Here is a 19,411-nt window from a genome sequence, read left to right as displayed (position 1 = left end):
TCGTGACAAGAAGGTCCACCATCCTTCCGGATGGTGGGCGCTTTCGTCAGGGTTTCAGCACATCCCGGTACATAGCGATGATCTGCGCGGCCTTGGCATCCCAGGTATAGTGATCCTGCACCATCCGCCGGGCGGCCGCGGCCATCGTGGTCAGTCGCGTGGGGTCGCGCAACACGTCCGCCAGCGCCTGTTCCATCCGCGCCGCGATCTGCTGGCGGGTCCCGAGGGGGATGGCGAAACCCGTCTCGGCCGTCACCAGTTCTCCGGGCCCGGCATAGTCGACGACCATCGGGACGACGCCCAGGGCCATCGCCTCCAGCACGACCCCGCCACCGAATTCGCGGATCGAAGGGAAAGTCAGCAGGTTTGCGGTGGCCAGGATCTGCTGCACCTGCTGGTGGGGAAGGTGGCCGTGGAATGTCACCGTGTCGGCAATGCCAAGGCTGTCGGCCTGCGCCGTCAATTCGGGCAGCATCGGCCCCTCTCCGATGACATCCAGCACCATCTGACCTGACCGCGCAAAGGGTGCGATCGCGTCCAGCAGGATGTGCGGCCCCTTGTAGGGCACCAGCCGACCGACAAAGCAGGCGCGCAGGGGCAACGTCGTGTCCTGTGGCGCGACCAGGTTGAAGCGCGTGGGATCAATGGCGTTTTCGGGCAGCCATACGACCTTGTCCTGAAAGCGCTCGGGGATCTCGCTGGCGGTGTGGCGCGATCCGGCGATGATCAGTGCCGCGGCCGCATGGGTGCGGCGCAGCTGCGGGTTCAGCTTGTAGATGCCGCGGACATAGGACAGCCATTCGCGTTCGCGCCGCCGTTCCGCATCGAAGCCCCTGGGCCAAGGCACGCCGCCGTTCAGCGGCCCCAGCACGAAGGGCACGCCCGCCGCCGCCACCTTGGGCGCCAGGGTCGAGGCCGTTGTGGGCGACAGCGGCGTGACGCGATGCACGATGTCGAACCGCTTGGCACGGATGTCATCGCCGAAACGCTTCCAGACAAGGCGTTCGAAATAGGGATAGCTCAGCGCGGCGATGGCGGTGACGGTAGTCCAGCCGCGACCCTTGCCCATGCGCAGAACCTCGGCGGCGCGGTACATGGGGGCAGCGACGGCCTCGCTGTCGATGGCGGTAAAGTCGCGACCTTCGACCATGCCGGCGCGCAGGAAAGCGTCGCGATTGCGGATCTGGGTGACGATATGCACGTCGGTCTGGCGATGCAGCGCCGCGGCCAGCGACCAGCCGACCAACGGGACCGAGACCCATTCCGGGTTGGCCGCTTCGGCGATCACCAGGACCCGTGGTCGAGACAGGGACATCCAGAGGCCTCTTCGCTAGATCTTGAACGCGCCGGGGCGATGGCCGACAACAGGGAAACACTAGCCGACTCGGACGGTCTAGGCCATCGGCCTGATCGAAAGATTGCACCGATTTTTACAGTCCCGCGCTGTGGATAGCGGCAACGGGCTTCGCGCGGGCAGCAGGGAGACGCGATCTTGGCACTGGGCTATGTTGTTCCCGAATTTCCGTCGCAGACCCATGCGTTCTTCTGGAGAGAGATCGGCGCGATCGAGGATGCTGGCACGCCCGTCCGCCTGTATTCGACGCGCCGCCCGCCCGCGGGGTCGTGCCCCCATGCCTTCGCCGAACAGGCCGCGGCGCGCACGACCTACCTGTTTCCACCCCGCATCGGTGCGGTGCTGCGTCTGCTGGCGCATCCGGTCCGTACCGCGCGTGCGGTGGGCTATCTGGCGGGCCTGTCGCAGACGTCGATCGCCGGCAGGCTGCGGCTGCTGGCGCTGCTGCCCTCGGCGGCAGATCTGGTCCGGGATGCGCGACGCCACGATGTGCGGCACCTGCACATTCATTCCTGCGCCAATGCCGCGCATCTGGGTGCATTGGCTGCGATCCTGGGCGACCTAACCTACAGCCTGACACTGCATGGGGATCTGCCGGTCTATGGTGTGGACCATGCCGCCAAGATGGCACGTGCCAGCTTTGTCGCCGCGGTGACCCTGCCCTTGGCGCAGCAGATTGCGGAGGTCAGCCCCGCGACCCCGAACCCGGTGATCTGGATGGGCGTCGATTGTGCGCGCTTCACCCCGTCGGATCGTGCGCCGGGGCAGGATTTCACCGTCGCAACGGTGGCCCGTCTGAACCACATGAAGGGCCACCGGTTCTTCCTGCAGGCATTGGCCCAGCTGCGGCAGCAGGGCATTTCCATCGCCTATCGCATCGCAGGTGAAGGCCCTGAACGGGACGCGATCCTGGCCGAAATCGATCGGCTCGGCCTGCAGGACCAGGTCCAGATGATGGGGTCGCTGGACGAATCGCGCGTGCTGGATCTGCTGCGCAGCGTCGACGCGCTGGCCCTGTCATCCATCGGACAGGGCGAAGCGGCCCCGGTCACGGTGATGGAGGCGATGGCCTGCGGCCTGCCGGTGATCTGTTCGCGAATCGGCGGGACGGGCGACATGATTCGCGACGGCGTCGACGGGTTTTTGGTCCCGCAAGGCGATGTTGCGGCCATCGTCGACCGGCTGCGCCGGCTGCAGTCGGACCCGGAATTTGCTGGCGCAATGGGTCAAGCGGCCCGCCAGTCCGCCCTGGTTTCATTCGACCATCAAACAAACGCGCGGCTGCTTCTGAGTCGGATCGCAGAAGCCCAAAAGTAGCATTGGCAGAAAGACAAGCGGAAAATCGCTGCCAACCCCAAAAATTACGTGATACGCCTGCACAAATGCGGGGATCCGCTCAAGGTAATACGGCAATTGCAAAATCTTGCTGCTGATAGGGAACCTTTTCAGTTGGGGATAATAAAGCCTTAATCTTGATCGCATAATGCTGCCGTACATCGGGCAACACGAATGGGATCAAGGGATGCCGACAATCAGAGGATCGAATGGCGACGACGCCATGCGTGGCAGCGGGCAGTCAGACGAAGTCTGGGGTCTTGGAGGATTGGATACGTTCTACTGGCGGCCGGGCATGGGCAATGACCGCTATCACGGCGGTACCGGCAGCGAACGCTTTGATGCTAACCCCTATACGCCCGGCAATCCCGGCGGCGACAGGCTGTATCTGGAAGGCAGCGCGGGTGCCCGCATCTCCCTTCGGTCGACCGAGGACGGCGTGGCCCGGATCGGGAACGAACGGGTGGAGTTCACCGGCATAGAGCGCATCCATGGCACTGCCGGCAACGACATCGTCTCCGCGGCGAATGCATCCATGAACACCGTCGGCGGCGGCAAGCCCGGCCATGGCGTGTCGATCTTTACCGGGGCGGGGAACGACCGCATCGCCGGATCGCGCTATGACGACGTGCTGGACGGCGGGTCGGGCAACGACACGATCAACGGCGGCGCCGGCAACGACTTCATCCATTCCAGCACGGGCAACGACCGGATCAACGGTGGCGCGGGCCAGGACAACATCCGGTGGGGCAATGGCGATGCCAATCACAACCCCGGCCATGACACGATCAACGGTGGGGCAGGCGACGACTTGATCAACATCTGGATCAAGCGCGGCGACATCTGGGGCCATAACGAGGATGTCGGCATCGCAGGCGTTACCGTCACAGTTGACCGCGTGCTGTCGAACGGCGCGTTCTCGGGCAATGCCAGCACCACTATCGGCGGTGACGCCAGCCTGCGCTTCGTCAATTTCGAACTGGGCTGGACCCATTCGGGCAATGACGTCATCGATGCATCGCGGGCGCGAGTGTCCGACAGCGGCGACGGCGTGAACTTCAACACCCGGTGGGGCCATGACCGTCTGACCGGCAGCAGCGGTGACGACACGCTGGACGGATCGATGGGCAAGGACACGGTCCGGGGCGGTCAGGGCGATGACAGCATCTGGATCGGCGACGGCAACAACGGCGATGGCGATCGTGACGTGCTGATCTTCCGCGCGGGTGACGATGCCGATACCGTCTACGGGTTCGAAACGGGTCGTGACGTCCTGGATCTGGGCGGTCGCAGCTATTCCGCGACGGAGGTCCGCGATGGCACACTGCTGAACTTTGGCGGCGGCGATTCCGTCCTGTTGCACGACGTCTTCGATTTCATCTGACGTCATGACACGATCTGCGCGCATCGGCCCCGATCCGGGCCGATGCGCGCAGAACACTAGCGGTTCAGCACCAGGATGACCCCGACCACGACACCGGCGATCAGGATCACGAAGCTAGCGGCATTTCGCGTCCGTTGAACCACCTGTTCCCGAGCCGTCGGCCGGAACGGGATCGACGCGATTGGGGCCACGCCCAGATATTTCGTCACCATGGCCTGCGTTCTTAGCACAGGGCGTCGCACCTCCAGCAGGAAGCCGGACAGCAGCGCCAGACCCAACCCCAGGACGACACCCAGCATCGCCAGACGCTTGCGGCCCGAACTGAGCGGGTATTCCGCCTCGGTCGCGCTCTCCAGCAGGATCATCTGCTGACCATAGTCGCTGGTCACAAGGCTCTGGTCCAGGCGCGCCTGCGACAGGCGTTCGGCGATGGCCATGCGCGGTACCTCCAGCGCGGCAAGCCGGCGGGTATAGTCCGCCATCGTCTCCGACACCTCGGGAATGCCGGCGACATTCGCGGCGATCATCGGCAGGCGGCGGTCGATCGCAGCCACTTCCAGCTGCAGCGACTCCTCCTGCTGCCGGATCAGGTCGATCTGGCGGCTTTGGCCGACCGACATCTGCTGTCCGTCGCCTTCGCGCAGGGCGTCGATCTGCGCCTCCAAGCGCTGCACTTCGGGGTGGTTCGGGGCCAGCGTGCGCCGGGCTTGGGCCAGATCGACCTCCAGGATGCGGAGCTGCTGGGCCAGCGGTTCCTGGCGGCCCAGTTCGGATGTCCCCACCTCCAGCGCCAGGCGCTCGCGTTCCAGCGCCTGCAGGGAGCGGATCAGTTCGGTCCGCTGGCCTTCCAGGCGGGTTTGCTCTGCGGCCAAAAACTCTAGGTTCTCAGGCATCCGGTCGGTGTTTTCCGTGCGGAAGGCCGCCAGGTCGGCCTCGACCGCGGCAATCGCCTCAAGCGCGCGGCGGTCCTGCGTCTCCAGCGTGCCGATCAGCTCGCTCAATCGCTGGTCGCGCTCTCTCAAGTTGCCGGTCTGGATCTGGTCGACAATGTCATTGGCCAGATTGGCGGAACCGGCGGCGGTGCCGGTCTGCGCCGTCACCTGGATGGCGGACACCTCCTCCATCGCGCCGGCAGAGGCGGTGACGCCCGCGACAAAGTTGATGCGCACATCCTGGCGGAACTGCGCGACCTTTTCATCCTCGCTCAGCGGCGTGTCGTCGTAGAGGTTGAAACGGTCGATCATGTCCAACACGTTGTTGCGGGCCATGATCCGCTGTTCGATGGTGCGCAGGCGGGTGGCGGTGTCGCCGCTGTCGACGCCGCCGGTCAGGACGGTCGGCTGGACCTGCAGCACGGCGATCGATTCAAACGCCCGGGGCAACGCCAGCGCCTGTGCCAGCGCGACCAGCACGCAAACGACCAGAAGCGCGGCCATCACCGGTCCCCGGCGCGACAGCATCCCGATAAATTCGCGTATTCCGACAATCGGTCCCATTCAAGCCTCGGCGTTATGAAGAAACAGCCCCAGCACGGGGCAATGACGGGTGACATGCGCCTCGCAGCGGCGCAGATCCGCCGCAGTGTCGCGGCGTCCGTCGATCGTCAGCAAGACCGTGTCGACCAGCGGCAGCGCCGCCAGGCCGGCATCGTCGGACAGGCAAGGGGGCAGGTGCAGGATGGTGACATCCGCGGCCATCCCCATGATCATCTCGGACAGGGCCTGCTGGAACTGCGGCGACAGCAGCGTGATCGCGGCCATGTCGGGCGCGGCCTGCACGGTGGCAAAGGCAAGCCGCGGCGTCACTGTGCAGGCGCGAAACAGCGGACCGGCTGGCGCCCCGGCTTGGCCGAACCGGGCCAGGACCGGTTGATGCGCAATGTCCAGATCGATCAACAAGACGTGGCGGTCCGGTCGGCGTGCCTCGGACAGGGCCAGGTTCAGCGCGGTCAGCGACGATGCCGGGCCCGGACTGGCCTGGCTGACGCCGATGCGCGTCCAGCCGCGTTCGGTCACCTCGGGCAGCATCCGCGTCCGCAGCAGGTCGTAGGATCTGCTGCGTTCAGACCCGTGATCGTCCGCGATCAATGCACGAAGTGCGGCCTTTTGCGGCATCTCAATCTGGGGCAATGCCGACCATGCCGTCAGATGGTCGTGCCTGCGGGCGCTGGTACCGTCCATTCTCAAATTCTTTCTTCCGTCTCGACGCCGTTTCGTATCATATCATCGGGCACATTGCATGAAGCAGATCGACTTGTCCGCACATTCCGACAGCTCCCTTCCGCACTATCCCGTCACCGCGATCGTCATCGGACGGAACGAGGGGGCACGCCTTCAGGCCTGTCTGCGCGCCTTGTCGCAGCAGCTGTCCCGGATTGTCTATGTCGATTCGGGATCGACCGATGGCAGCGCGGATTTTGCTCAGGCGATGGGCGTTCAGGTCGTGCATCTGGATATGGGCCTGCCATTCACCGCGGCGCGGGCCCGCAATGCAGGGTTGAAAGCCATTGCCGCCGACCCGACCGAATTCGTCCAGTTCATCGACGGCGATTGCATGCTGCAGCCGGAATGGCTGCCTGCCGCCGTCCCGGCCCTGCAGGCAGATACCCAACTGGCGGTTGTCGCCGGACGGCGCAGGGAGCTTTATCCAGAACGATCGGTCTATAACTGGCTGTGCGATCTGGAATGGGACACGCCGGTCGGCGACGCCCGCGCCGTGGGCGGCGACATGCTGATTCGCCATCATGCGATCGCCGCCGTCGGGGGTTTCCGCGAATCGCTGATCGCGGGAGAAGAGCCCGAGATGTGCGTCCGCCTGCGGGCGGCCGGGTGGCGCATTCGCCGGCTGCCCGTGGAAATGACGCTGCATGACGCGGACATCACCCGGTTCGGGCAATGGTGGCGGCGCAGCAAGCGCGCGGGGCATGCCTTTGCCGAAGGTGCGGCCCTGCATGGCGCGCCCCCCGAACGACACTGGACCGCGGAGACCCGGCGCGCCCTGATCTGGGGCCTGATCCTGCCGGTGGTGGCGGTTCTTGGCGCGCTGCTGGTGCATCCGGTGTTGCTGGCGCTGCTGCTGGTCTATCCGTTGCAGGCGATACGCCTGTCGCGGCGCTTGGGACGCAAGCGGGCGGTCTATACCCTGATGGGCAAGTTCCCCGAGGCCATGGGCGTGGCCCAGTTCCACCTGAACCGGCTGCGCAACCGCCGAGGCGCGCTGATCGAATACAAGTAGGTCGTCGGCCGGTTCCCCGGCCGACATATGCCGGGTCAGTTTTGGCCCGTGGGCCGCATGCGTGCGCGCAGAGCGCGGCGCGCGGCCATCATGTCGCCCGCGGCGGCGGGCTGGACCGCATCCGGGGTGGGAGAGGGGGCAGCGGCCACCGGTGCAGGGGTCGCGGGCGTGGCCCGTGTTCCGCCCAGATGCGCGGCCAGATCACGCAGCACCGGGAACCGGAAGATGTCCGTGATCGAACTCCGCGTTACTGCCAGCTCGTCCCGGATCGTCCGGTGCAGCTGCACCGCCAGCAGCGAGTGCCCACCCAGTTGGAAGAAGTTGTCATCCGCGCGAACCTCGGGCAGGCCCAGGATGCGGGCCATGATCTGGCCGATCCGCGATTGCAGGTCGTTGACCTCGGGCGCCGGGGCGGGGACCAGCGTGGCGGCCGCAACGGGCGGTGGTGCCGGCGGTGCGACCCGGGCCGTGGGCGGCGCGGCATCGGCCGCCGCCAGCGCCTTGCGGTCGATCTTGCGGTTGGGGGTCAGCGGCATTTCCGGCAGGACATGGATCTGCAGCGGCACCATGAAATCGGGCAGCTCGCGCGACAGCGCCGCGCGCAGCGCCGCGCCGTCCAGCCCTTCTCCGGTGGCATAGCCGATCAGTTGCCGATCGCCCGGACCCTGGCCCTTGGCGACGACCGCCACGTCGCGGACGCCGGGCAGGCGGGCCAACCGGGTCTCGATCTCTCCCAGTTCGATGCGATAGCCGCGCAGCTTGACCTGCTGGTCGATGCGACCCAGGAACCGCAGGCGCCCGGTGCTGTCGCGACGGCACAGATCGCCGGTCCGATACAGACGTCCCTGGTCGGTCTGCGGAAAGGCCGCATCGGTCTGCGCCTGACGGTTCCAGTAGCCGCGGGTGACGCCCGCCCCGCCGATCCACAATTCTCCCGCCACGCCGTCGGCGACCGCCTCTCCCTGCGGGTCGCGCAGGTGCAGGCTGGTGGCAGCGATGGGGTCACCCAGCCAGACATCGTCGGCCTGCGTGCCCAGATCGGCGACAGCCGACCAGATCGTCGTTTCGGTCGGGCCGTACATGTTCAGGACGCGCGCCGATCCGTTCCGTCGCAGATCGGCCAGCAGGCCCTGGCTCAGGGCCTCTCCGCCCAGGGCGATGGTCTTCAGCCCCGCCATCGCGGCACGCGACGGTGCGTCCTCAAGCAGCAGGCGCGCCATCGATGGGGTGGCCTGCAGGTGAGTGACCTTGTGCCGCGTGATCTGGGCCGCGATGCCGTAATCGGCGACCTCGGTCGTGACCGGGTTCACGCGGTCATGCAGCACCGCCAGATGCCGCAGGCTGTCCAGCACCATCGACGGGGCGATGCCATAGTCGATCAGGCAGGCGATCTCGGTCACGCCGATCTTGCGCAGGGCTGCGATCCGCGCCTCGGCATCGTCGACGGTCCCGAACAGGCCGCTGTCATTGAAATAGCGCAGGAAGGCGAAATCTAGGATGCCCTCCATCTCGTCCGGGTCCAGGTTCGACAGGTCCAGCGACATCGCGTCGGTGACGCCCGCGGGCTTCTTGAAGGCCGGGAAGGCCCAGGCATATTGCTTGACCAGCGCGGCGGCAGCGCGAAGGTATTCCTTCATCGGCTCGCGCGCGGTCTCCATCGCGGCCTCGCGCGTGTCGGCCAGATAACTGTGCAGCATCAGCGTGACGGTGAAATCCGCCGGATCGTGACCCGCCTCCCGCAGGGCTGCGTGATATTCCGGGATGCGGGCGGCGATGTCGTCCATGCTTTGACCCAGAAGATGGGTCAGCACGTTCGCGCCAAGCCGCCCGGCCTCGCGCCAGGTCTCGGGGTTGCCCGCGGTGGTCACCCAGATGGGCAGTTCCGCCGATACCGGCCGGGGCTGGGTTACGACGGCAAAGGGGGTGCCGTCGGCGCGCGGAAACTCGACCGCCTCGCCGCGCCACAGCCGGCGGACCTGGTCGATGGTCTGCAGCATCGCAGGTTTATTCGCGGGCGGCGTGTTCTGCGGGCGCAGCACGAAATCGTCCGGCTGCCAGCCGGAGGCCACGGCGATGCCGGAGCGCCCGTTGGTCAGGTTGTCGATGACGGCCCATTCCTCGGCGATGCGGGCAGGGTGGTGGAGGGGGCCGACGCACGACCCTGCGCGGACCGCGATGTTCTGCGTGACCGCCGCCACCGCCGCCCCGGTGACCGAGGGGTTCGGATAGGGGCCGCCGAAGGCGTGGAAGTGCCGCTCGGGCGTCCAGACGGCGACGAAACCGTGGCGGTCGGCGAATTTCGCACCCTCCAGCAGCAGTTCGTATTTCTTGGGGCCTGCCCCGTCGTCATTGCCCCAGTAGTACAGCGACATCTGCATGCCCTTGCGGCTGCCGGTGGCAGGCTCCGCCGTGGCACCCCCCAGAAGATCGCCTGCGATGACGACCTTCCAGCCACGGGTCAGCGTCCAGAAGATCTCCAGCACGGAAATGTCGAAGGACAGGCTGGTGACCGCCAGCCAGGTGCCCGGTTCGGGGGCATCCAGCGACCGGTCCATGCCGGCGAAGAAGTTTACCACGTTGCGATGTTCGACCATCACCCCCTTGGGCGTCCCGGTCGAGCCGGAGGTGTAGATCAGATAGGCCAGGTCCTGGCCCGATGCGGGCCGGGGGTCCGCCTCCGGTCCCTTGGCGTCCAGCGGCAGCACGCGCGCCTGATGCGCGGGCAGGCGCGACAGGATCGCCGGGTCGGCCACGACCACCGGCGCACCGCTGTCGGCGATGTAATGCTGCAGCCGGTCAGCCGGATAGTCCGGATCCAGCGGCACATAGGCGCCGCCCGCCTTCAGGATCGCCAGCGCACCGACGACCAATCCCAGCCCGCGCGGGGCGAACAGGCCCACGGGCACGCCGGGGCCAACACCCATCGCGGCCAGCTGTCGCGCCAGATGGGACGCGCGTTGATCCAGCTGGGCATAGCTCAGCCGCTCTCCGCGAAAGATCAGCGCGTCTGCATCGGGGCGTCGGGCGACCTGTGCGGCGAACGCGTCCTGGATCGTCGCAGGCGCGCCCGGGCCCGCATCGCGGTCGTCGCGGGCCACGGTCGCCGTGGCATGGGCCGGCAGAGTCGGGGCCTTGTCCAGCGGCAGGGACGGATCGGCCGCGGCCAGGGCCTCGGTCACGTTGGCGATGGCGCGCCATGCGGCCTGCGACAGGCGCGTGCGGTCCCACCAGACCTGCACGCGCGACTGCTCGCCCTCCTCAAGCGCCACGCAGATCGCGGCGCCGGTCGGCGCATCCTGCGGTCCCGCGGCCAGGATCAGGCCGGGTGTCCCCGGACGCCCCAGTTCCGGCGCGCGGGCGATCAGGTCGGCCAGCACCGGCGCCCGGTCCAGCAGCGCGCTGCGATCGCGGTCAAGGGCTGCGGCCAGCGCCTGCAGCGTCTCGCCATCGGCATCGACGGGCAGCGGGCGGAACCCCAGCATGTGGTCGCGCACGCCGTCCGGCAGATGCGGCGCCAGCCCGATGTCGAAGGCCGACGATCCCGTCATCCGGACCAGCGCGCCCACGAGCGCGGCCAGAACCGCCGCGGCGGGAAGCGGGCGGGGCAGCGTCAGGCCGTCGGCCTGCCAATCCGCGGGCGCGTCCGACAGCGCGGCTTCGGGAACGACCACGGGGGCAAGACGCGCCATGCGCTTGCGCCAGAACGGCTCGTCCCGGGCGGCGTCGCGGATGGCCGCATCCAGGGCCGGATCGGCGGGGCCGGTCGGCAGTCGGTCGCCCACGGACAGCCCATGCGCCACGGCCTGCCCGTCCGTGCCGTGCAGGCCCGACAGGCGCAGCGCGCCGCCCTGTGCCATGGCGACCAGAATATCGTGGTCGCGGACCTCCAGCACCTGTCCGGGCTGGGCCGACGGCTCGCCCTGCGCGGCTTCCGCCCCGCCCACCAGCACGATGCCACGACCGGTCCGCAGGCGCGGGCGCAGCATCGGGTTCCAGTAGGGGCCGTGGTCCAGTGCACGGACCAACCGCGCCTGGCTGTCGGCATCCTGCGCCGGGTCCAGCGTTGCCGCATGCGCAGGGCGGTCGATCCGCATGTGGCGTTTCACCGGCGCGTGGGGCTGAGCCGAGCCCTGATCGTCGCCCCGTTCCAGCATGTCGATCAGCTGGGGCAGACTGCTCAGCGCTGCTTCCCAGCAGCGGGCGTTCAGGGTCAGGGCGGTGTCGTCGGGTGCGATCTGGACCGGCACGCGCAGCAGGACCGGACCTTCGTCCACGCCGCCGCTGATGCGGTGCCAGGTGATCGCGTGGCTTTGCACCCCCTCCAGCAGCGCCCAGATCGGGGCGTTCAGCCCGGCCCGTTCGGGCAGCGGACCGTCGTGGAAATTGACCGCCCCCCGCCGCGCCAGGGCCAGCGTCTGCGCCGGAATGACGGTCAGGTTCGCCACGCTGAGGATATAATCGCATTCCGCCACAGGACCCACCGGCAGGCCCTGCGCCCGCGCCGCCGCAGCCAGGGCCGGATCCTCGACCGTGAACGAGCGCAGGACATGGCCGCGCCCGGTCAGGATCCGCGCCGCCTCCAGCGCAAGCGAGGCGTTGCCGATCAATGCGAAATCAAGCTGGGTCACGGTCTGTCTCCGGGTCGGAAAATCTGTCGGGGTCGGCTTGGGGCCAGCGCGTGGCGGATCAGCGCGCGCGCCTGCCCCTTGGGCATGGTCTGGTCTTCGCGGCGGATCGCGCGCAGGCGCCGCACGGTCAGGCCGGCCAGATGGGCCAGCACCGCCGCGACGGCATAGGCGCGGCCGTGGTTCTTGCGGAAGTAATGCTCGCGCGAGGCGAACCAGTAATCGGGCGGCAGGGTCCATTCCCGCATGCCCGTGCTGACCGACCCGATATGCATCACGCGGGCATCCGGCAGGTAATGCGTGGGCCAGCCCGCCTTTGCGGCGCGCAGGCACAGGTCGGTTTCCTCGAAATAGAGGAAATATGCCTCGTCAAAGCCGCCGATCGCGTCCAGGACGTCGCGGCGGATCATCAGCGCCGCACCGGCGGCCCAGTCCACCGGCGCGGCGACGGGCGGCATCGGCATGGTGACGACATGGCGCGCCAGCAGGCGTGAGATCGGCCCGGTGCGGGCCGCGTCCTCCAGCTCGCTGGCGGCGGTCGGGAAGCGGAAATGCGTGGTGTGGTGGTTGCCGTGCTCGCCCACGACCCGGCACCCCAGCAGGCCGATGGCCGGATGCGCCAGCATGTGCGCCCGCATCCGCGCGATCGTGTCGGGTTCCAGGAATGCATCCGAGTTCACGATCAGCACCAGATCGCAGGGTCGATCCGTCGGCACGCGCAGCGCGGCATTGTTGCCCGCACCAAAGCCGCCGTTATGGCCCGACTGCAGCACCCGCAGGCGGCCGCCTGCGGTCCAGCCGCGGTCGGCCGCCTCCCGGCTCATCTCCTCGAAGCTGCCATCGCCGGAATCGTTGTCGATCAGCGAGATGACACCCTCGATCCCCTCCATCGCGATGACGGCAGCCTCGGCCGAGCGCAGAGACATCTGCGCGCTGCGCCAGTTCAGGATGATCACATGCACGGCGCCCACGCTCATTCCGCGGCCCTCCGGAGGTCAGCCTTGTCGCCCTCTGCCAGATCCTTGCGCATCCGGTCGGCCAGCACCCTGACGCAGGGCTCCAGCACCATCGAATCGTGGTCCCCGGGTACCTCGACGACGGTCAGCTCCGGCATCCAGGGCGACCACAGGTTGTCCTCGAAGACGTATTCGCGCGCGGTGCTGACATGCATTCCGCCCGACACCTTGAACTGCCGGTCCAGCCGCGGCCGGTACAGGGTCACCGGACCGTCCCAGACCCGCATCTCGAACTGCGGCAGCGCGCCCAGGAAGGCGGCATGGATGGCGGCGTTGTGGAAGCCCGCGGAATCCGCCTGCGGCAGCTGCTGGCGACGCGACCGTTCATAGGCCAGCCGTTCCCGCAGCCAACGGGACAGGAAGCCCGGCCCCTCGCGGCGGATCTCGGCGGCCCGGATCATCAGGCGGTCCTTGCGCGTCAGTGTCGGGCGCATGGGCACGGGCGTGTCCAGCATGACCAGACGCGCCACGCTCTCTCCATCGGCCTGCAACTGACGCGCGATCTCCAGCGCGGTCAGGCCGCCGCCGGAAAAGCCCGCGACCAGATAGGGGCCTTGCGGCTGGATCTGGCGGATCTCCTCGATGCAGCTGGTGGCGGCCTCGGCCAAGGTCGCATGCGGGGCGGCATCGCCGAACAGGCCGCGCGCCTGCAGGCCCCAGACCGGACGGTCGGGCGACAGGCGCTGCGCCAGCGCGCGCAGGTTCAGCACGTTGCCGAACATCCCCGCGACGATGAACAGCGGCGTCCCCCCGCCCGCGGCGCCTTGGCTCATCGGCACCAGATGGGTGAAGCTGGCGGTCTGCGCCTGTGCCAGCGGCACGACCTGACCGGGGCTGCTGTCGGGACGCGGACCGATCCGCGCCTCGATCAGGGCGGCCAGGGCCGCGACGTTCGGGGCCTCGAACAGCGTCGCCAGCGGCAGGTCGATCGCATAGGCCTTGCGGATCATCGCGAACAGCCGCACCGCGATCAGCGAATGGCCGCCTAGGTCGAAGAACCCGTCATCGACGCCCACCTGCTGCACGCCCAGCAGGTCGCGGAAGAACCCCGCGATGCTGCGTTCCAGATCGGTTCGCGGTTCGACATAGTCGCTGTCCAGGTCCGGACGCTCGAAGCTGGTGCTGGCGCCGGCGGCGCGGGCACGGCTGCTGCGGGTCTCCTGCGCGATCAGCTGCGGCAGGTCCATGCTGGAGATGGCGATCTGCGGCAGCCCGGCCTGCAGTGCCTGTTCCAGAAGCACGGGCCCGCGGCCGGGCGGAATGCCCTGCGCGACCATGCGCGCCAGACGCTCCTGTCCGGGGCGGGTGGGCTGCGCCATGTCGGGACCGCGCGCGGCCAAGCGCACCGCGGGGGCGGCGTCCAGGCGGCGCAGGGTCAACCCCTCGACCTCGACCAGAACGCGGCCCTGCGCATCGGTCAGCGTCACGTCGAAGCTGGCATAGCCGTCGGATGCGTTGGCCAGTCTGACAAGGCTGGTGACGGCGGCCGGCAGGGGCGCATGCATGGTCAGCGCCCGATAGGACAGCGGCACCCACAGCTGCGCCCGGTCATAGCCGGGGATCAGGTCCATCGCCCAGCCCGTCGCAATATCCATCAGCGCCGGGTGCAGGATGAACCCAAGGTCCAGATCGGCGAGGGCGGCATCGGGCAGGCGCAGCTGCGCGAGGCCCTGGCCGTCGCCCATCCAGGTCGCCTGCAGGACGCGCCACCGCGGACCAAAGGCCATCTGACCCTCCTGCGCGGATTCCAAGGCATGGCCCACGGGCGCACGGTCGACCCGCATGCCCGCCGTCAGCGCCAGAAGGTCCAGCGGCGCGCGTGCAGGTTCGGCGGCGGTGATACCGCCCTCGGCCACGGCGACGGGCCCCTGGCCGAAATCGGCCTCGACCAGGAAGCCGGTGGTCTCCTGTCCCTGGGTCAGCGTCACGCGGAAATCGCGGGTGCCACCATCCTCGACCGTCAGCGGGTCCAGGAAGGTCAGGTCGCGCAAGGCCCAGGGCGCATGCCGACCTGCCGCCCGCAGCGCCTGCGCCGCCAGTTCGATCGTCCCCGTGCCGGGAAGCAGCGCCACGCCGTCGCGGGTCCGGTGTTCGGCGATGATCCAGTCAGAGGCCGACAGCCTGCCGCCGAAGCGGTCGACCGCGCCCTGGCGCGCATGCGTGGACAGCAGGGGCTGATCGACGGGCAGCGGCGCGGGGTCGTCGCGGCGCCCCGTCAGCGCGTCGGCGGCCATGCCGATATCGGCCCAGACCCCCCAGTTCAGCGACACCACCTGCCCAAAGGCCGCGATCCCGGCTCCGGCGACGGCGTTCAGATATTCGTTGGCGGCGACATAGTCGACCTGTCCCGCCGCCGCGATCTCGGTCGAGGTCGACGAGAACAGCACGGTGCGCTGGACCGGATGCGCCGCCAGCACCATCGCCAGGTTGCGCGTGCCGTGGACCTTGGGGGCCAGCACGTCCTCGATCCCGGCGGTGGACTTGGCCAGCATCGGCGCATCGTCGACGACGCCCGCGGCATGGATCAGGTCGGTGATCGGACCCAGCCTGCCGCGCAGCGCGGCCACGGCGCGCGACAACGCCTCGGCATCGGTGACGTCCGCGGCTTCGATCGCGATGGTCGCCCCGGCCGCGCGCAGGTCGCGCAGCGCCGCCATCTGGCGGGCCTGACGGTGGTCGGGATCGGCGGCGATGCGGGCGTCCCATTCCTCCTCGGGCGGCAGGGGCCGCCGCGTCAGCAGTGCCACCGCCGCGCCCTGCGCGCTGATGTGGCGCGCCAGGGTCAGGGCGATGCCGCCCAGGCCGCCGGTGATCAGCACCGTCCGCCCCGGACCGAATGTCGGCGCGGCGTCCGGTGCAGGCAGCGTGGCGGGCACCAGATGGCGCGCCAAACGGCGACCGTCGCGCCATGCGGCGCGGGTCGGGGGCGCAGGGTCCAGCAGATCCTCGACCAGGCGTTGGGCCAACGCGGTCTGGTCGCCGCGCGTCTGCACGTCGATGCTGCGCGCCGACAGCCACGGGAATTCGCGCATGCCCACGGCCAGGGGTCCAAGGATGGTGGCCTTTTCGGGGGCCTCGATCTTTTCGGCCCCCACCCGCACGGCGTCAGAGGTGATAGCGACAAAGTCGATCTCCTGCCCGCCGCCCTCGTTCGCCAGAGCCCGGATCAGGTGCAACGCGGTGTTGAAGCCCTGTTCCAGATGGCGATGGAAGGCGCTGAAGCCTGCCCGCGCGCCTTGCCGCCCGGCATCGGGCACCAGCCAGAAGCTGACGATCCGCTGCGGCAGCCGGTTCTGCGCCACCAGCGCGGCGATCAGCAGCTCGAAATCCGATGCGCCATTCTCTGGCGCGACGATGAAGTCGGATTCCCCCGTCTGCGCGAAACAGTCACCCGGGCGCAGCCAGATCACCTCGTGCCCGGCATCGCGCAGCTGCGTGCCCACGCGGGTCGCCAATCCGGTCTCGTCTGCCAGGATAAGCCAACGTTCCGCCGCGGCCTGCGGACGGCCATCGGTGCCCAGTTCGATGTCTGGGGCCGACAGCCGCCAGGACGGGCGCCATGCCCAGCCCTGTGATTCCGGGATGGCCAGCGGTGCGTCGTCGGTGGTGGCATAGGAGGCGTCGGACGATGCCGGTTCGATGAAGTAACGCTTGCTTTGGAACACATAGCCCGGCAGCGGCACCCGGCGGCGACCCTCGCCCCAGATCGGCGACCAGTCCAGCGCCAGCCCGGTGGCCGAAAGCCGCGCGAACGCGTTCAGGAAGAAGGCGTCATCCTCGATCGCGTGGTCCGGATGGCGCAGGGTGCTGATCACCCGGTCGGGTGCTGCGCCATTGGCCTGCGCCAGGGCAGACATGGCGCGGCCGGGGCCGACCTCGACGAACAGGCGCGCGGGATCCTCGCGCAGCGTGGCGATGCAGCCCGCGAAATCGACATGGTGGCGCAGGTGATCGACCCAATAGCGCGGGTCGGTGGCCTGAGCGTCCGTCATCCAGGTGCCGGTGCGGTTCGACAGGATCGGGATGCGCGGCGCGGACAGCGGGATGCTGCGCAGGAAGGCCTCGAATTCCGGCAGGATCGGTTCCAGCATCCGCGAATGGGCGGCGATGTCGATCGCCACGCGCTGACAGTCGATGCCGCGCGCGACCAGCGTCGCCTGCAGCGCGTCGATCCGGTCGCGGGGGCCGGACACCACCGACAGGCCGGGGGCGTTGTCGCAGGCCAGATCCAGGTCGTCGCCCGCCTCGGCCATCAGCTCTACCGCGGGCAGCGGCACGCTGAGCATGCCCCCCGGCGCGATGCGGTCGAACAGCCGCCCGCGCAGTTCCACCAGCGCGATGCAATCCTCGAACCCGATCACCCCCGACAGGCAGGCGGCAGTGTTCTCGCCCATCGAATGACCGGCCAGCGCCTGCGGGACGACACCCCAGCTGATCCACAGCTGCGCCAGCGCGTATTCGACGATCATGATCAGCGGCAGCTGGACCGAGGGGCGGTTCAACGCCTCGGTCGCCGCCTGTTCTTGGCCCGGCTCGGGCAGCCACAGCGCGCGGGGGTCGCGGTCGGTCAGGCGTTCCAGCACGGCAAGGCCGCGGTCCATCCAGTCGCGGAAGACCGGCTCGGTCTCGTAGAGGCCGCGCGCCATGTGGATCGATTGCGCGCCGCCGCCGGGGAACAGGAAGGCGGGCTTGGGCGCCGCCGTCATCCGGTCGTGGTTGAAGACCCGGCGGGTGTTGCCGGTCTCCAGCAGCTCGGCCGCCTCGGTCACATCGGCGGCGACCAGCACGCGGCGCTTGTCGAACAGCTTGCGTCCCTGCTGCAGGGTGAACCCCACATCGGCCAGGTTGGCGTCGGGATGGGCGCGCAGCCACGCGGCCAGCGCGGCCGCGTTGGCGTCCAGCGCGGCGCGGGTGCGACCCGACACGATCAGCGGCTGGACTGGCCAGTCGGAGGGCTCCGAGGGCGGGGCAGGGGGCGCCTCCTCGACCACGACATGCGCGTTTGTGCCGCCCACGCCAAGCGAGTTTACCGCCGCCCGGCCCGGGCGGTCCGGGTGCGCGGGCCAAGGCTCGCGCGTGGCGACGACGTGGAAGGGGGTCGAATCAAAATCGATCACCGGGTTCGGCGCCTCGTATCCCAGGCTGGGCGGGATTTCGCGGTGATGCAGCGACAGGGCGACCTTGATCAGACCGGCAGTGCCGGCGGCGGTGTCGGTATGGCCGATATTCGTCTTGACCGACCCGATGCCGGTCCGACCGCCCCCCTGGCCCAGGGCAAAGGCCTCGGCCAGGGCCGCAACCTCGATCGGGTCGCCCAGGCTGGTGCCCGTTCCGTGGCATTCGACGTAGTCGATGGTCGAGGAGTCGACGCCCGCGATCAGATGCGCCTCGGCCATGGCGGCCGCCTGCCCCTCGACCGAGGGGGCCAGATAGCCGGCCTTGGCCGAACCGTCGTTGTTGATCGCGCTGCCCCGGATCACCGCCCAGATGTGGTCGCCGTCAGCGATCGCGTCCGACAGGCGGCGCAGCAGCACGACCGCCGCGCCGCTGCCGAAGACGGTGCCCTGGCTGCGGTGATCGAAGGCGCGGCAATGGCCGTCCGGCGACAGGATTTCGTTCGGTTTGTAGATATATCCCCGACCCTGCGGCAGCTCGATCGTGACGCCGCCGGCAAGCGCCGCGTCGCAATCGCCCGCCAGCAGCGCCTGGCATGCCGAATGGACCGCCACCAGCGAGGTGGAACAGGCCGTCTGCACGGATACGCTTGGCCCGCGCAGGTCGAAGATGTGGCTGACCCGGGTGGACAGGAAATCCTTGTCGTTGCCGGTATGGCGCAGCAGGAACATGCCCGTTTCCTCGACCAGGTCGCGGTTCGAGCAGATGTTGACGGAAAAGTAGCTGCCCATCCCGCAGCCCGCCCAGACCCCGACCATGCCCAGGCTGTCGGGCCGGTGCCCGGCATGGTCCAGCGCATGCCAGCAGGTCTCCAGGAACTTGCGGTGCTGGGGGTCCATCACCGCCGCATCCTTGGGGCTGAGGCCGAAGAACTCGGCATCGAAATGATCGAACCCGTCAAGCCGGGCGGCAAAGGGGACGTAATCGGGATGGCTGATCCGTGATTCCGTCTCTCCGGCGGCGCGCAGCTCCTCCGGCGTCAGATGGATGATCGATTCGACCCCGTCGCGCAGGTTCTGCCAGTACTGCCGGGGGTCGGACGCGCCGGGAAGATCGACACCAAAGCCCACGATGGCGATGTCACGCATGTTGATCGGCGTATCGGTCAAGCCCGTCTTCCTTGTTCTTCCGGATTACAACCCTGCGCTGAGCGCGGTCCGCAATCCACCACTGAAACCTTACAATGGGATGATTATCAAAGCTGACGGAATGTTGCATGGGAATTTACGCTAATTCCTGTGGATTCACGTCATCGTTCCCCTTAAGCGTGACGTTCAAGCTGGGAGAA

9 protein-coding genes are annotated in these 19,411 nt (G+C 68.5%); 3 read left to right on the top strand and 6 right to left on the bottom strand.

Going from position 1 to position 19,411, the window contains the following annotated elements; translation table 11 throughout:
* Positions 1–46 precede the first annotated feature (46 nt).
* Positions 47–1,315: a glycosyltransferase family 4 protein gene (locus FHD67_RS05280; protein ID WP_176695062.1), complete on the bottom strand. Its 1,269-nt coding sequence runs from the start codon at positions 1,313–1,315 to the stop codon at positions 47–49.
* Between the two features lie 177 nt (positions 1,316–1,492).
* Here FHD67_RS05280 and FHD67_RS05275 point away from each other — a divergent pair, with 177 nt between their 5' ends.
* Entirely contained in the window at positions 1,493–2,671 is a 1,179-nt protein-coding gene (locus tag FHD67_RS05275; protein ID WP_139598069.1) for a glycosyltransferase, read from the top strand.
* Between the two features lie 205 nt (positions 2,672–2,876).
* Complete coding sequence (locus FHD67_RS05270; protein ID WP_176695061.1) at positions 2,877–4,073, top strand: calcium-binding protein; 1,197 nt, start codon at positions 2,877–2,879, stop codon at positions 4,071–4,073.
* Positions 4,074–4,129: 56 nt separating this feature from the next.
* On the opposite strand, the gene FHD67_RS05265 is transcribed toward FHD67_RS05270, so the two are convergent.
* Both FHD67_RS05265 and FHD67_RS05260 read right to left on the bottom strand, forming a co-directional pair.
* Positions 4,130–5,509, bottom strand: coding sequence for a GumC domain-containing protein (locus FHD67_RS05265; protein ID WP_139598068.1), 1,380 nt, complete (start codon positions 5,507–5,509; stop codon positions 4,130–4,132).
* Positions 5,510–5,569: 60 nt separating this feature from the next.
* Positions 5,570–6,253, bottom strand: coding sequence for a P-loop NTPase family protein (locus FHD67_RS05260; RefSeq protein WP_139598067.1), 684 nt, complete (start codon positions 6,251–6,253; stop codon positions 5,570–5,572).
* Positions 6,254–6,311: 58 nt separating this feature from the next.
* On the opposite strand from FHD67_RS05260, the gene FHD67_RS05255 reads away from it, so the two are divergent.
* Entirely contained in the window at positions 6,312–7,307 is a 996-nt protein-coding gene (locus FHD67_RS05255) for a glycosyltransferase family 2 protein (RefSeq protein ID WP_045999754.1), read from the top strand.
* Positions 7,308–7,342: 35 nt separating this feature from the next.
* On the opposite strand, the gene FHD67_RS05250 is transcribed toward FHD67_RS05255, so the two are convergent.
* Genes FHD67_RS05250 through FHD67_RS05240 form a run of 3 tightly spaced genes read right to left on the bottom strand, consistent with a single transcriptional unit; the run spans position 7,343 to position 19,211 of the window.
* Positions 7,343–11,935, bottom strand: a complete 4,593-nt coding sequence (locus FHD67_RS05250; RefSeq protein WP_139598066.1) for a MupA/Atu3671 family FMN-dependent luciferase-like monooxygenase — start codon at positions 11,933–11,935, stop codon at positions 7,343–7,345.
* Positions 11,932–12,909 (bottom strand): glycosyltransferase family 2 protein, encoded by a 978-nt coding sequence (locus tag FHD67_RS05245; protein WP_139598065.1) that lies wholly within the window; start codon positions 12,907–12,909, stop codon positions 11,932–11,934. Before FHD67_RS05245 ends, FHD67_RS05250 begins: the two co-directional genes overlap by 4 nt.
* Positions 12,906–19,211, bottom strand: a complete 6,306-nt coding sequence (locus FHD67_RS05240; protein WP_139598128.1) for a type I polyketide synthase — start codon at positions 19,209–19,211, stop codon at positions 12,906–12,908. The genes FHD67_RS05245 and FHD67_RS05240 overlap by 4 nt, the downstream gene beginning before the upstream one ends.
* Positions 19,212–19,411: the final 200 nt, after the last annotated feature.

Origin of the sequence: Paracoccus haeundaensis, from assembly GCF_006239215.1 — a bacterium.
GTDB classification, from domain to species: domain Bacteria; phylum Pseudomonadota; class Alphaproteobacteria; order Rhodobacterales; family Rhodobacteraceae; genus Paracoccus; species Paracoccus marcusii.
The sequence above is the reverse complement of the archived record's forward strand: the minus strand, read 5'-3'. Positions and strand labels throughout refer to the sequence as shown.